Raw genomic sequence first — 13,831 nt, 5'->3', positions numbered from 1 at the left:
GTTTTTTTGTTGATGGCATATCAAAAAAACTTTTAAGACTCTTTCCTGTGAAGGAAAAATGTGTGTGAGGTAAGCAAATAAATTTCGGACACACTAACTGTACATTACAGCTAGGAGGAATGTACACGTGAATGAAATTTACATGGAAATAAAAGAAGAATTGCAATTGATGAGAAAAGAGTTGCAAGAGAGACTAGCTAAAGAAGTAATGCACAAATATGATGTCGAGTTCAGCCAAGAGCTTGGATATGAAATTAAGGAAGAGATAAAGAAAAAATTGCTATTACATGATATAAAAGAGGATTTAAAGGATGTAGAACGCGCATTATTTAAAATGGAAATAGACATGTACGGTATTTGTGAAGAGACGGGGAGATTAATTTCGACAAAGCAAATGAAGACAATGCCGACTGCTCGTACGATTCATGAATTCTTCTATGAAAAGGTAAATGTATGAATACGCACAACGATATTATATTACCTTTTTTTAATTTATTTTATTCTTCTATAAAGGTTCATTGTGAAAAGGTAGCAGCTATGCTAAAATTTTGAGGTACACTGTCTTTGTGGGGGAAATGAAAATGATATATTATGTAATAGCGTTATTTGTCATTGCTATCGATCAAATATCGAAGTGGTTAATTGTAAAGAACATGGAATTGGGTACGAGTATTCCGATTATCGACAATGTATTATACATAACATCACATCGAAATAGAGGCGCTGCTTGGGGTATTTTAGAAAATAAAATGTGGTTCTTCTACATTATTACAGTTGTTTTTGTAGTGTTTATCGTATTTTATATGAAAAAGTATGCGAAAACAGACAAGCTTCTAGGTATTTCGTTAGGTCTAATTTTGGGCGGGGCAATTGGTAACTTTATTGATCGTGTATTTAGACAAGAAGTAGTGGATTTCATTCACGTGTATATTTTCTCGTACAACTATCCAGTATTCAATATAGCTGATTCAGCATTATGTATTGGTGTTGTATTAATTATTATTCAAACATTATTAGAAGGCAAGAAAGCGAAGGAGTAATTGAATGAGTGAAGTAGTACAAGTAACAGTTGCAGCAGAGCAAAAAAACGAGCGAATTGATAAATTCGTTACAGGGATAAATAACGAATGGTCACGTTCACAAGTACAGCAATGGATTAAAGATGATGTTGTGACAGTGAACGGGAAAGCAGTAAAAGTGAATTATAAAGTAAAAGAAGAAGATGAAATTACAGTAACGATTCCTGAGCCAGAAGCGCTAGATATTCAACCAGAGGATTTAAATTTAGAAATTTATTATGAAGATGCAGATGTGCTTGTTGTAAATAAGCCACGTGGCATGGTTGTACATCCAGCACCAGGGCATACAAGTGGTACACTTGTAAACGGCCTTATGCACCATTGTACAGACTTATCAGGCATTAACGGTGTAATGCGTCCAGGTATCGTGCATCGTATTGATAAAGATACATCTGGACTATTAATGGTTGCTAAAAATGATATGGCACATGAATCGCTTGTAAATCAGCTTGTAGCCAAAACAGTAACGAGACGTTACAAAGCGATTGTACACGGTGTGATTCCGCATGATAAGGGGACTATTGATGCACCAATTGGTCGTGATAAGAAAGAGCGTCAAAGTATGACAGTTGATGAAAATGGTAAGAACGCTGTTACGCACTTCCAAGTGTTAGAACGTTTTAAAGACTTTACACTTGTAGAATGTCGCTTAGAAACGGGACGTACGCACCAAATTCGTGTTCATATGAAATATATTGGCTATCCACTTGCAGGAGATCCGAAGTATGGTCCGAAGAAAACGTTAGATATGAATGGACAAGCACTTCATGCGGGTATTTTAGGCTTTGATCATCCTCGTACTGGTGAATATATTCAGTTTGAGGCACCGATTCCAGAAGTGTTTGAAGACGCATTAAATATTTTACGAAAATAGTATTGACAAATCATAAGAAAACTGAGATACTGACAACAGTTAAATAATGATCCTTTAACACAGCCCCGTGAGGTTGAGAAGGTAACGGTTTGAAATACTTAGGGTATGTTGTACCCTTTTTTCAAAAGTCCTCTCGCACACGCTGAGAGGACTTTTTTTATACCATTACTCTCACGCAAGAAAAAAAGCTTGGAGGTGTAGAGCATGCAAGAGAAAGCTGTCGTTTTAGATGACCAAATGATTCGCCGCGCTTTAACACGAATTAGTCATGAAATCGTGGAACGAAATAAAGGTGTCGATAATTGTGTTCTTGTCGGAATTAAAACTCGTGGAATTTTTATTGCACAACGTTTGGCAGAACGAATTGGTCAAATTGAAGGAAAAGAAATGGAAGTTGGAGAGTTAGACATTACGTTATATCGTGATGATTTAACACTACAATCCAAAAATAAAGAACCACTTGTAAAAGGTTCTGATATCCCTGTAGATATTACGAAGAAAAAAGTTATCCTCGTGGATGACGTATTATATACAGGAAGAACAGTTCGAGCAGCAATGGATGCTCTTATGGATTTAGGTAGACCATCTCAAATTCAATTGGCGGTTCTTGTTGATAGAGGTCATCGTGAATTACCAATTCGCGCTGATTATGTAGGAAAGAACATTCCAACATCAAGTGAAGAGCGTATCGAAGTTGATTTGCAAGAGACAGATCAACAAGATCGAGTAAGCATATACGATAAGTAAAGCCCTTTTAAATGTAGTCCTGTGAGGCTGCCAAAGGGTCTTGGCTTTCATATGTCAAATTTGGCATACGAAAGTATAGGACTCTTTGTGCACAGGCACAAAGAGTTTTTTTATTGCAAAGATTTAAACTGAAGGAGGATGTAACAATGGAACAAAAGCCAGTGTTAGACGTTAATGAAGTACCGAAACCGGGAAAATGGTTATTTTTAAGTATACAACATTTGTTCGCGATGTTTGGATCAACAGTGCTTGTTCCGTTTTTAACAGGATTGAATCCATCAGTAGCATTAATATCAAGTGGATTAGGAACACTAGCGTTTCTTCTTATAACGAAAGGTCAAGTACCAGCATATTTAGGATCATCATTCGCCTTTATCGCACCGATTATAACAGCGAAAACGGCAGGTGGGCCGGGAGCAGCAATGCTTGGTGGTTTGCTAGCAGGGCTTGTGTACATCTTAATCTCACTCGGAATTAAGAAATCAGGGTCAGAGTGGATTATGAAACTACTACCACCAATCGTAGTTGGTCCAGTAGTAATGGTAATCGGTCTAGCTTTAGCACATACAGCAGTTAACATGGCGATGAACGGTGCGGATGGCAAATACAGCTTTACACATTTTTCAGTAGCATTAGTAACATTAGCAATTACAATCATTTGCTCGATATTCGGAAGAGGATTTTTCAGTATCATACCAGTGTTACTTGGCATTATCGGCGGATATATCTTCGCTTACTTCCAAGGGCTAGTAGACTTAAAGCCGGTAGCTGAGGCAAAATGGTTTGTTGTACCAGATTTCACAGTACCATTTGTAACATACACACCAGAGTTTTCATGGAAGATCGTACTTTTGATGGTACCAGTTGCACTAGTAACAATATCAGAACATATCGGACATCAAATTGTACTTGGAAATGTTATTAAAAGAGATTTAATTGAAAAACCAGGTTTACACCGTTCGATCTTCGGTGACGGAGTAGCAACATTAATTGCATCACTAATCGGTGGGCCACCGAATACAACGTATGGTGAAAACATCGGTGTGCTAGCAATTACGAGAGCATACAGTGTATACTTATTCATCGGTTCAGCAGTATTCGCAATCATGTTCGGATTTATCGGTAAGATTTCTGCACTGATTCATTCGATCCCAACACCAGTTATGGGCGGGGTATCAATCTTACTATTCGGTGTAATCGCATCAAGCGGATTACGCATGATGGTAGATGATAAAACAGATTTAAGTGACAAACGAAACTTAATGATTGCATCAGTAATACTAGTAATCGGTATTGGTGGAGCGGTACTTCACGTAGGGGATTCATTCCAAGTTGAAGGAATGGCGCTTGCAGCAATTGTAGGTGTACTGTTAAATCTACTACTACCAGAAACAAAACAAGAAAAACATACAAAACAATCTAAGCAGATTGCTTCATAAAAATAACCTTTTAATTCAGTCCTGTGAGACAGAAAAGGGTGGCTTCTTCCTTGCACCCTAGTCTTACATGATTAGGGTATTTTTATGCAAAGATTGTTATGAAAATACAAAAGTGGTAACATAAAAATCAGAAAGATGAGGGATGACGATGAGCCATTTGTTAACGATGAGTGAATTATCGGAAGTAGAAATTTCAGAAATCCTAAAAGACGCAGAAGATTTTGCGAATGGAAAAGAGAGCAAAACGACAGAGCAAACTTTTGTTGCAAACTTGTTCTTTGAGAATAGTACGAGAACGAGATTTAGCTTTGAAGTTGCTGAGAAGAGATTAGGACTAGATGTTTTAAACTTTTCAGCTGATGCATCTAGCGTACAAAAAGGAGAAACTTTATACGATACGATAAGAACACTAGAATCAATCGGAACAAAAGCAGTGGTCATCCGCCATGAGCAAGATCGCTACTTCGATGAACTAAAAGATCAGGTGAATATCCCGATCTTAAACGCTGGAGATGGATGTGGAAACCACCCAACGCAGTGCCTACTCGACCTTCTTACAATTAAACAAGAGTTTGGAAGATTTGAAGGTTTGAAGATTGCAATAGTAGGAGATGTTCGTCATAGCCGAGTAGCACGTTCTAATGCAGAAGCATTAACGAAGCTTGGTGCAACAATTTACTTTGCAAGTCCAGAAGAGTGGAAAGGTGAAGACAACACATTTGGAACATACAAACCATTAGATGAACTTGTTCCAGAAGTGGATGTAATGATGTTACTCCGTGTACAACATGAGCGTCATGATCATTATGAAACAGACATTATGAAAGAATATCATGAGAAACACGGATTAACAGTAGAAAGAGAAAAGCGTATGAAAGAAGGAAGCATTATTATGCATCCAGCTCCTGTAAACCGTGATGTTGAAATTGCAAGTGAACTTGTTGAGTGTGAGCGTTCACGCATATTTAAACAAATGGAAAATGGAGTTTACGTAAGAATGGCTGTACTAAAACGCGCCTTACCAAATGTATTAGGAGGAATGAAACATGAATTACTTGTTTAAAAATGGTCGTTATATGAATGAAGAAGGAAAAATTGTAGCAACAGATCTTCTCGTACAAGACGGTAAAATCGCTAAGGTAGCAGAAAATATTACGGCAGATAACGCTGAAGTAATCGATGTGAACGGAAAGTTAATCGCACCTGGATTAGTAGATGTACACGTACATCTTCGTGAACCAGGTGGTGAACATAAAGAAACAATTGAAACAGGTACACTAGCAGCGGCAAAAGGTGGATTCACTACAATTTGTGCAATGCCAAATACACGTCCAGTACCAGATTGCAGAGAACATATGGAAGACTTGCAAAATCGTATTAAAGAAAAAGCCCATGTCAATGTACTACCATACGGAGCAATTACAGTACGTCAAGCTGGTTCTGAAATGACAGATTTCGAAACATTAAAAGAACTTGGAGCATTTGCTTTCACAGATGACGGCGTAGGCGTACAAGATGCGAGCATGATGTTAGCGGCTATGAAACGTGCAGCAAAATTAGATATGGCAGTAGTTGCGCACTGTGAAGAGAATACGCTTATTAATAAAGGTTGTGTACATGAAGGGAAGTTTTCTGAGAAACACGGATTAAACGGTATCCCATCAGTATGTGAATCTGTACATATTGCAAGGGATATATTGCTTGCGGAAGCAGCAGATTGTCACTATCACGTATGTCACGTAAGTACGAAAGGTTCAGTACGTGTAATCCGTGATGCGAAACGCGCTGGAATTAAAGTAACAGCAGAAGTAACACCACATCACCTAGTGTTATGTGAAGATGATATCCCATCAGTTGATCCTAATTTTAAAATGAACCCACCGCTTCGTGGAAAAGAAGACCATGCAGCATTAATTGAAGGTTTATTAGATGGAACGATCGATATGATCGCAACTGACCATGCACCGCATACAGCGGAAGAGAAAGCACAAGGAATTGAAAGAGCACCATTCGGAATTACTGGTTTTGAAACAGCATTCCCGCTTCTATACACAAACCTTGTGAAAAAAGGAGTTATTACGCTAGAACAATTAATTCAATATTTAACAGAAAAGCCAGCTGATACATTCGGCTTAGAAGCAGGTCGCCTGAAAGAAGGTAGAACAGCTGATATTACAATCATTGATTTGGAACAAGAAGAAGAGATTGATCCAACAACATTCTTATCAAAAGGAAAAAATACACCATTCGCAGGTTGGAAATGCCAAGGATGGCCGGTAATGACAATCGTTGGTGGTAAGATCGCATGGCAAAAGGAGAGTGCATTAGTATGAAAAGACAACTTATCTTAGAAGATGGAACAGTATTAATTGGAAAAGGTTTCGGAGGAGAAATCGAAAAGTCAGGTGAGGTTGTATTTACAACAGGAATGACTGGATATCAAGAAACATTATCTGATCCATCATATTGCGGTCAAATCGTAACATTCACGTACCCATTAATCGGAAACTACGGCATTAACCGTGACGATTTCGAATCGATTCACCCATCTGTAAATGGTTTAATCGTAAACGAAATTTGTGATCATCCATCAAACTTCCGTAATGAAATTTCGTTAAATGATTACTTAAAAGAAAGAAACATCCCGGGATTAGCAGGAATTGATACGAGAAAATTAACGAGAAAAATTCGTCAATACGGTACATTACGCGGACGCCTTTGTAACATGGATGCAGATGTAGAATACATCGTGAGCCAATTAAAAGCGACAGTATTTACAGATCACGTGAAACGCGTATCAACGAAAGATCCATACCCAAGTCCAGGACGCGGACACCGAGTTGTACTTGTAGACTTCGGAATGAAACATGGTATTTTACGAGAATTAAATAAGCGTGACTGTGATGTAATTGTAGTTCCTTACAACACAACAGCAGAAGAAATTTTACGCCTTAGCCCAGATGGAATTATGTTAAGTAACGGACCTGGGGATCCAAAAGATGTACCAGAAGCAATTGAAATGTTAAAAGACATTATCGGTAAAGTTCCTTTATTCGGAATTTGCCTAGGACATCAATTGTTCGCTCTAGCATCTGGTGCAAATACAAGTAAGTTGAAATTCGGTCACCGTGGTTTAAACCATCCAGTAAAAAATCTTGCAACTGGAAAAGTAGCAATTACATCTCAAAACCATGGTTACGCAGTAGAAGAAGAATCAGTTGAAAATACAGAGCTTGAAATTACACATGTTGCTTTAAATGATGGAACAGTAGAAGGTCTTCGTCATAAGAAGTTCCCAGCATTTACAGTACAATACCATCCAGAAGCTTCAGCAGGACCTGAAGATGCAAATGATTTATTCGAAGATTTCTTAGCAATGATTGAAAACTTCAAGAAAGAAGGGGAAGAGTTATGCCAAAACGCCTAGACATTAACACAATTTTAGTAATCGGATCAGGACCAATTGTAATTGGGCAAGCAGCGGAGTTTGACTACTCTGGTACACAAGCTTGTCAATCTCTAAGAGAAGAAGGTTACAAAGTAATCCTTGTTAACTCTAACCCAGCAACAATTATGACAGATACTGCAACAGCAGATAAAGTATATATCGAACCATTAACATTAGAATTCGTAAGCCGTATTATTCGTAAAGAACGTCCAGATGCAATCTTACCAACATTAGGTGGTCAAACAGGGTTAAATATGGCTGTTGAACTTGCGAAATCAGGCATACTTGAAGAATGCGGAGTTGAAATTTTAGGAACGAAATTATCAGCTATCGAGCAAGCGGAAGATCGCGATTTATTCCGTACATTAATGCAGGATTTAAATGAACCAATTCCATCTAGTACGATCATTCATACGCTGGAAGAAGCACATGAATTTGTAAAAGAAATTGGTTATCCAGTTATTGTTCGCCCAGCATTTACAATGGGAGGAACAGGTGGCGGAATTTGTAGTAATGAAGAAGAACTAATTGAAATCGTATCTGGTGGATTAAAACATAGTCCAGTAACACAATGTTTATTAGAAAAGAGCATTGCTGGTTGTAAGGAAATTGAATATGAAGTAATGCGTGATTCGAATGATAATGCGATTGTAGTATGTAACATGGAAAACATCGATCCAGTTGGGGTTCACACAGGTGATTCTATCGTAGTAGCACCAAGCCAAACATTAAGCGACCGTGAATATCAAATGTTACGAAACACTTCATTACGAATTATTCGTGCATTAGGAATTGAAGGTGGATGTAACGTTCAGCTTGCACTAGATCCACATAGCTTCCAATACTATGTAATCGAAGTAAACCCACGTGTAAGTCGTTCATCTGCACTAGCATCTAAAGCGACTGGATATCCAATTGCAAAATTAGCAGCGAAAATTGCAGTCGGCTTAACATTAGATGAAATCATAAACCCAGTAACACAAAAAACTTACGCTTGCTTCGAGCCAGCATTAGACTATGTTGTTTCAAAAATTCCACGCTGGCCATTTGATAAGTTTGAATCAGCAAACAGAACACTTGGTACACAAATGAAGGCAACTGGTGAAGTTATGTCAATCGGACGTAACTTAGAGCAATCATTATTAAAAGCGGTTCGTTCTTTAGAGCTTGGCATTTATCACTTAGAATTAGACCACTTAAAAGAACTTGATAAAGAAACAATGAAAAAACGCATTATTAAAGCAGACGATGAGCGACTGTTTATTGTAGCAGAAGCAATTCGTCAAGGTGTAACGAAAGAAGAAATCAACGAATGGTGTGAAATGGACTTCTTCTTCTTACAAAAAATTGAAAACATCGTAAATATGGAACGCGAAGTAAAAGCGAATGTAGGAAATATGGAAGTACTACAAGCTGCGAAAGAAATGGGCTTCAGTGATCACTACATTGCAGCTGCTTGGAACAAAACGGAGCGTGAAATTTACGATATGCGTAAAGAAAGCAATATAACTCCTGTTTATAAAATGGTAGATACTTGTGCGGCAGAGTTTGAATCTGCAACACCATACTACTACAGCACATATGGTGATGAGAATGAATCGGTTATAACAGATCGTAAGAGTGTTGTTGTACTAGGGTCTGGTCCAATCCGTATCGGTCAAGGGGTTGAGTTTGACTATGCAACAGTTCACTCTGTATGGGCAATTAAAGAAGCTGGATATGAGGCAATCATTGTTAATAACAATCCAGAAACAGTTTCAACAGACTTCAGTATTTCTGACAAATTATACTTTGAACCATTAACAATCGAAGATGTAATGCACATCATTGATTTAGAAAAACCAGAAGGCGTTATTGTTCAGTTCGGTGGACAAACGGCAATTAACTTAGCGGCGAAATTAGAGGCTCACGGTGTGAAAATCTTAGGAACATCACTTGAAGACTTAGACCGTGCAGAAGATCGTGATAAATTTGAAGCTGCTTTAACAAAACTTGGTATCCCGCAACCAGTTGGTAAAACAGCAACGACTGTAGAACAAGCAGTAGCAATCGCAGAAGAAATTGGTTATCCAGTATTAGTAAGACCATCTTACGTACTAGGTGGACGTGCGATGGAAATCGTATATCGTCAAGAAGAACTGCTGCACTACATGAAAAATGCAGTTAAAGTTCATGCAGATCACCCAGTATTAATCGACCGTTACATGGTTGGTAAAGAAATTGAAGTAGATGCAATTTCGGATGGTGAGAATGTATTCATTCCAGGTATTATGGAACATATTGAACGCGCTGGAGTTCACTCTGGTGACTCAATTGGAGTATATCCACCACAAAGTTTATCTGAAAAACTAAAAGAACAAATCATTGAACATACAATTGCACTTGGAAAAGGATTAAACATTGTTGGATTACTAAATATCCAGTTTGTAGTATTCAAAGATCAAGTGTACGTAATTGAAGTAAACCCACGTGCAAGCCGTACAGTACCGTTCTTAAGTAAAATTACAGGCGTACCGATGGCGAATGTTGCAACGAAAGTTATTTTAGGGCAAGACCTAGTAGAGCAAGGATACGGAACGGGCTATCACCCAGAAGAGAAAGAAGTATATGTAAAAGCTCCGGTATTCTCGTTCGCGAAACTACGTTCAGTTGATACAACATTAGGACCTGAAATGAAATCAACAGGGGAAGTAATGGGTAAAGACTTAACGCTTGAAAAAGCATTATATAAAGGATTAGTTGCTTCTGGAATTAACATCCCAACGCACGGATCAGTAATCATTACTGTAGCGGATAAAGATAAAGAAGAGGCGATGGAAATTGCAAAACGTTTCCACGAAATCGGCTATAACTTATTAGCAACAGCTGGAACAGCACAATCATTAGAAGAGCAAAATATCCCAGTACAAGTTGTAAACAAAATTGATTCTGAAGACTACAACTTACTAGATATTATCCGTCAAGGAAAAGCACAGTTTGTAATTAACACATTAACAAAAGGTAAACAACCAGCGCGTGATGGTTTCCGCATTCGCCGTGAATCAGTAGAAAATGGTGTGGCTTGCTTAACATCACTTGATACAACAAGAGCAATCTTACGAGTATTAGAATCTATGACATTCTCAGCTCATTCAATGAAAGAAATTACGCAAACAAAGCGTCACGAGGTGGTACATGCATGATGCAAAAGCAAAATATGATCGTCGTTAATCAAAAAGAAATCGCAAAAAACATTTACGAGTTAGTGCTTCAAGGAACTTTAGTACAGCAAATGAACGAACCAGGGCAGTTTGTACACATTAAGGTAGCAGAGGGCATTGCGCCTCTTCTGCGCCGCCCGATTAGTATTTGTAATGTAGATCAAGAGAAGAACGAATTTACAATGCTATATCGTGCGGAAGGACAAGGGACAAAAACATTAGCAACTAGAAAACAAGGTGAAATGGTAGACGTACTAGGACCACTAGGACACGGTTTTCCTGTAGAAGAAGCAGAAGCTGGTCAAACAGCTTTACTAGTAGGCGGGGGGATTGGTGTACCACCACTTTATGAACTATCACAGCGCCTCGTTGCAAAAGGTGTACGTGTAATTCACATCTTAGGTTTTCAAACGAAAGATGTAGTTTTCTATGAAGAAAAATTTGCAGAACTTGGTGATACGTACGTTGCGACAGTAGATGGTACACACGGTACAAAAGGATTTGTCACAGATGTAATTGATGATTACGGAATTGACTTTGATATTCTTTATTCATGTGGTCCGTTAGCGATGCTTCGTGCATTAGAAGGACGTTACAAAGAGAAAAAAGCCTATATTTCATTAGAAGAACGTATGGGCTGCGGTATTGGAGCTTGTTTCGCATGTGTATGCCACTTACAAGAAGATCCAAGTGGACATTCTTACAAGAAGGTGTGTAGCGACGGACCAGTATTTCCAATCGGGGAGGTTGTACTATGAACAGATTGCAAGTTGAATTACCAGGATTATCATTAAAAAATCCAATTATACCGGCATCTGGATGCTTTGGATTTGGTCGTGAATATGCACAGTTTTACGATTTAAGTGTACTAGGATCAATCATGATTAAAGCGACGACAGAACAACCACGCTATGGAAATCCAACGCCTCGTGTTGCTGAAACACCGGGCGGCATGTTAAATGCGATCGGACTTCAAAACCCAGGGTTAGAAAAAGTAATGAATTCTGAATTACCATGGTTAGAACAATTTGACCTTCCAATCATTGCGAACGTTGCAGGCTCACAAGCTGAGGATTATGTAGCGGTTGCAAAGGAAATTTCTAAAGCGCCTAATGTCCATGCACTAGAATTAAATATTTCTTGTCCGAACGTAAAAACAGGTGGTATCGCCTTTGGTACAAATCCTGAAATTGCTGCTGATTTAACGAAGCGAGTAAAAGAGGTTTCTGAAGTACCTGTATACGTGAAGTTGTCACCGAACGTGGCAAACATAGTGGAAATTGCAAAAGCGATTGAAAATGCAGGTGCAGATGGTTTAACGATGATTAATACATTGCTTGGTATGCGTTTAGATTTAAAAACAGCTAAACCAATTTTAGCAAACCGTACAGGCGGATTATCAGGTCCTGCGATTAAGCCAGTAGCAATTCGTATGGTACATGAAGTAAGCCAAGCGGTTAACATTCCAATTATCGGAATGGGTGGTATTGAAACAGCGGAAGATGTAATTGAATTCTTCTACGCTGGCGCAAGCGCAGTTGCAGTAGGTACAGCGAACTTTATCGATCCGTTCGTATGTCCGACAATTATTGAAGAGTTACCAGCATTACTAGATGAATTAGGATTCGATCACATTTCGGAATGTCAAGGAAGGAGCTGGAAGCAAACATGTCACAGTCGTTAATCGTTGCACTAGATTTTCCAGGGAAACAAGATGTAGAACAATTCTTGCGCCACTTTGAAGGGGAAGAGTTATTTGTCAAAGTTGGTATGGAGTTATTTTACAAAGAAGGCCCTGCAATTATTACGTACTTAAAAGAAAAAGGACATAAGATTTTTCTAGATTTAAAACTTCATGATATTCCGAATACAGTAAAAAGCGCTATGCGTAGCCTAGCTAGTCTAGATGTTGATATGGTAAATGTTCATGCTGCTGGGGGAAGCAGCATGATGAAAGCTGCGATTGAGGGATTAGAGGAAGGTAAGCAAGAAGGAAAAGAGAGACCGATTTGTATTGCAGTTACACAACTAACAAGCACTTCGGAAGCTATGATGAAAAAAGAGATCGGCATTGAGAAGACGTTAGAAGAAGCCGTTGCTCATTATGCAAAACTAACGAAAGAAAGTGGACTTGATGGCGTTGTTTGCTCAACGCTTGAAGTTCCAAAATTACGTGAAGTATGCGGAAATGAATTTGTAACAGTAACACCGGGGATTCGTCTTGCAAGCGATGATGTAAATGACCAGGTGCGCGTAGCAACACCGAAACGTGCGAGGGAACTTGGCTCAAGCTACATCGTAGTTGGACGTAGTATTACAAAAGCAGAAAATCCGCTTGAAGCGTATAAAACAGTAAAACAACAGTGGGAAGGTGTAACAGTATGAAAAAAGAAATCGCATCGCATTTATTAGAAATTGGAGCAGTATTTTTACAACCGAATGATCCATTCACATGGTCTTCAGGTATGAAATCACCAATTTATTGTGATAACCGTTTAACTTTATCTTATCCAAAAGTACGTCAAGCGATTGCAGCTGGATTAGAAGAGTTAATTAAAGAGCACTTCCAAACTGTAGAAGTTATTGCAGGAACAGCAACTGCTGGTATTGCGCACGCTGCATGGGTAAGCGATCGTATGGATTTACCAATGTGCTACGTACGTAGTAAAGCAAAAGGCCACGGTAAAGGGAATCAAATTGAAGGAAAAGCTGAAAAAGGTCAAAAAGTTGTAGTAGTAGAAGACTTAATTTCAACTGGCGGAAGTGCAATTACATGTGTAGAAGCACTTCGCGAAGCTGGCTGTGAAGTATTAGGAATCGTATCAATCTTCACATACGAGCTAGAAGCAGGAAAAGAAAAGTTAGAAGCAGCGAACGTAGCATCATATTCTTTAAGTGATTACAGTGCATTAACTGAAGTTGCAGCAGAAAAAGGTATGATTGGACAAGCTGAAACGAAGAAATTACAAGAGTGGCGTAAAAATCCAGCTAACGAAGCTTGGATCACAGCGTAACACGAAAAAAGACGACCGCGGGGGAACGCG

Annotated in this window: 13 protein-coding genes; all 13 read left to right on the top strand. The window is 38.7% G+C overall.

Features of this window, described 5'->3' with window-relative positions; all coding sequences use genetic code 11:
• The first annotated feature begins 127 nt into the window (after nt 1-127).
• The 13 genes from ACTJJY_RS09495 to pyrE all read left to right on the top strand — a co-directional run bounded on the left by ACTJJY_RS09495 (nt 128) and on the right by pyrE (nt 13,801).
• A complete protein-coding gene (locus ACTJJY_RS09495) occupies nt 128-457 on the top strand; it encodes a molecular chaperone DnaK (protein WP_001002956.1) in 330 nt (109 codons plus the stop codon).
• A 124-nt stretch (nt 458-581) separates the two neighbouring features.
• Nucleotides 582-1,040 (top strand): lipoprotein signal peptidase LspA, encoded by a 459-nt coding sequence (gene lspA, locus ACTJJY_RS09490; protein ID WP_000642180.1) that lies wholly within the window; start codon nt 582-584, stop codon nt 1,038-1,040.
• Between the two features lie 4 nt (nt 1,041-1,044).
• Nucleotides 1,045-1,953, top strand: coding sequence for an RluA family pseudouridine synthase (locus tag ACTJJY_RS09485; protein ID WP_000005832.1), 909 nt, complete (start codon nt 1,045-1,047; stop codon nt 1,951-1,953).
• A 204-nt stretch (nt 1,954-2,157) separates the two neighbouring features.
• On the top strand, nt 2,158-2,700 hold the full coding sequence (gene pyrR / locus ACTJJY_RS09480; protein ID WP_001156491.1) for a bifunctional pyrimidine operon transcriptional regulator/uracil phosphoribosyltransferase: 543 nt from the start codon (nt 2,158-2,160) through the stop codon (nt 2,698-2,700).
• A 146-nt stretch (nt 2,701-2,846) separates the two neighbouring features.
• The gene (gene uraA / locus ACTJJY_RS09475; RefSeq protein ID WP_053563749.1) at nt 2,847-4,139 is read left to right on the top strand and encodes a uracil permease; all 1,293 of its coding nucleotides are present in this window, start codon (nt 2,847-2,849) and stop codon (nt 4,137-4,139) included.
• 148 nt (nt 4,140-4,287) lie between these two features.
• Nucleotides 4,288-5,202: an aspartate carbamoyltransferase gene (gene pyrB, locus ACTJJY_RS09470; protein WP_000018860.1), complete on the top strand. Its 915-nt coding sequence runs from the start codon at nt 4,288-4,290 to the stop codon at nt 5,200-5,202.
• Complete coding sequence (gene pyrC / locus ACTJJY_RS09465) at nt 5,186-6,472, top strand: dihydroorotase (protein ID WP_440605421.1); 1,287 nt, start codon at nt 5,186-5,188, stop codon at nt 6,470-6,472. Before pyrB ends, pyrC begins: the two co-directional genes overlap by 17 nt.
• Nucleotides 6,469-7,566 carry a carbamoyl phosphate synthase small subunit gene (locus ACTJJY_RS09460; protein WP_000828670.1) on the top strand — a complete coding sequence of 366 codons (1,098 nt, stop codon included), beginning with the start codon at nt 6,469-6,471 and terminating at the stop codon, nt 7,564-7,566. Before pyrC ends, ACTJJY_RS09460 begins: the two co-directional genes overlap by 4 nt.
• Nucleotides 7,551-10,769, top strand: a complete 3,219-nt coding sequence (gene carB / locus ACTJJY_RS09455) for a carbamoyl-phosphate synthase large subunit (RefSeq protein WP_001126128.1) — start codon at nt 7,551-7,553, stop codon at nt 10,767-10,769. Before ACTJJY_RS09460 ends, carB begins: the two co-directional genes overlap by 16 nt.
• Nucleotides 10,766-11,545, top strand: a complete 780-nt coding sequence (gene pyrK, locus ACTJJY_RS09450; protein WP_440605420.1) for a dihydroorotate oxidase B electron transfer subunit — start codon at nt 10,766-10,768, stop codon at nt 11,543-11,545. The genes carB and pyrK overlap by 4 nt, the downstream gene beginning before the upstream one ends.
• Nucleotides 11,542-12,471 carry a dihydroorotate oxidase B catalytic subunit gene (gene pyrD / locus ACTJJY_RS09445; protein ID WP_001081057.1) on the top strand — a complete coding sequence of 310 codons (930 nt, stop codon included), beginning with the start codon at nt 11,542-11,544 and terminating at the stop codon, nt 12,469-12,471. The genes pyrK and pyrD overlap by 4 nt, the downstream gene beginning before the upstream one ends.
• Entirely contained in the window at nt 12,456-13,172 is a 717-nt protein-coding gene (pyrF, locus tag ACTJJY_RS09440) for an orotidine-5'-phosphate decarboxylase (protein WP_000083496.1), read from the top strand. Before pyrD ends, pyrF begins: the two co-directional genes overlap by 16 nt.
• Nucleotides 13,169-13,801 carry an orotate phosphoribosyltransferase gene (gene pyrE, locus ACTJJY_RS09435; RefSeq protein ID WP_070756918.1) on the top strand — a complete coding sequence of 211 codons (633 nt, stop codon included), beginning with the start codon at nt 13,169-13,171 and terminating at the stop codon, nt 13,799-13,801. Before pyrF ends, pyrE begins: the two co-directional genes overlap by 4 nt.
• Nucleotides 13,802-13,831: the final 30 nt, after the last annotated feature.

Source organism: Bacillus sp. 22475 (assembly GCF_052044835.1).
Taxonomy (GTDB): Bacteria; Bacillota; Bacilli; order Bacillales; family Bacillaceae_G; genus Bacillus_A; species Bacillus_A cereus.
The sequence above is the reverse complement of the archived record's forward strand: the minus strand, read 5'-3'. Positions and strand labels throughout refer to the sequence as shown.

Coding starts and splice junctions, on each gene's coding strand:
- lspA (WP_000642180.1), top strand. CDS start 582: ATGATATATTATGTAATAGCGTTATTTGTCATTGCTATCGATCAAATA.
- ACTJJY_RS09485 (WP_000005832.1), top strand. CDS start 1,045: ATGAGTGAAGTAGTACAAGTAACAGTTGCAGCAGAGCAAAAAAACGAG.
- pyrR (WP_001156491.1), top strand. CDS start 2,158: ATGCAAGAGAAAGCTGTCGTTTTAGATGACCAAATGATTCGCCGCGCT.
- uraA (WP_053563749.1), top strand. CDS start 2,847: ATGGAACAAAAGCCAGTGTTAGACGTTAATGAAGTACCGAAACCGGGA.
- pyrB (WP_000018860.1), top strand. CDS start 4,288: ATGAGCCATTTGTTAACGATGAGTGAATTATCGGAAGTAGAAATTTCA.
- pyrC (WP_440605421.1), top strand. CDS start 5,186: ATGAATTACTTGTTTAAAAATGGTCGTTATATGAATGAAGAAGGAAAA.
- ACTJJY_RS09460 (WP_000828670.1), top strand. CDS start 6,469: ATGAAAAGACAACTTATCTTAGAAGATGGAACAGTATTAATTGGAAAA.
- carB (WP_001126128.1), top strand. CDS start 7,551: ATGCCAAAACGCCTAGACATTAACACAATTTTAGTAATCGGATCAGGA.
- pyrK (WP_440605420.1), top strand. CDS start 10,766: ATGATGCAAAAGCAAAATATGATCGTCGTTAATCAAAAAGAAATCGCA.
- pyrD (WP_001081057.1), top strand. CDS start 11,542: ATGAACAGATTGCAAGTTGAATTACCAGGATTATCATTAAAAAATCCA.
- pyrF (WP_000083496.1), top strand. CDS start 12,456: ATGTCACAGTCGTTAATCGTTGCACTAGATTTTCCAGGGAAACAAGAT.
- pyrE (WP_070756918.1), top strand. CDS start 13,169: ATGAAAAAAGAAATCGCATCGCATTTATTAGAAATTGGAGCAGTATTT.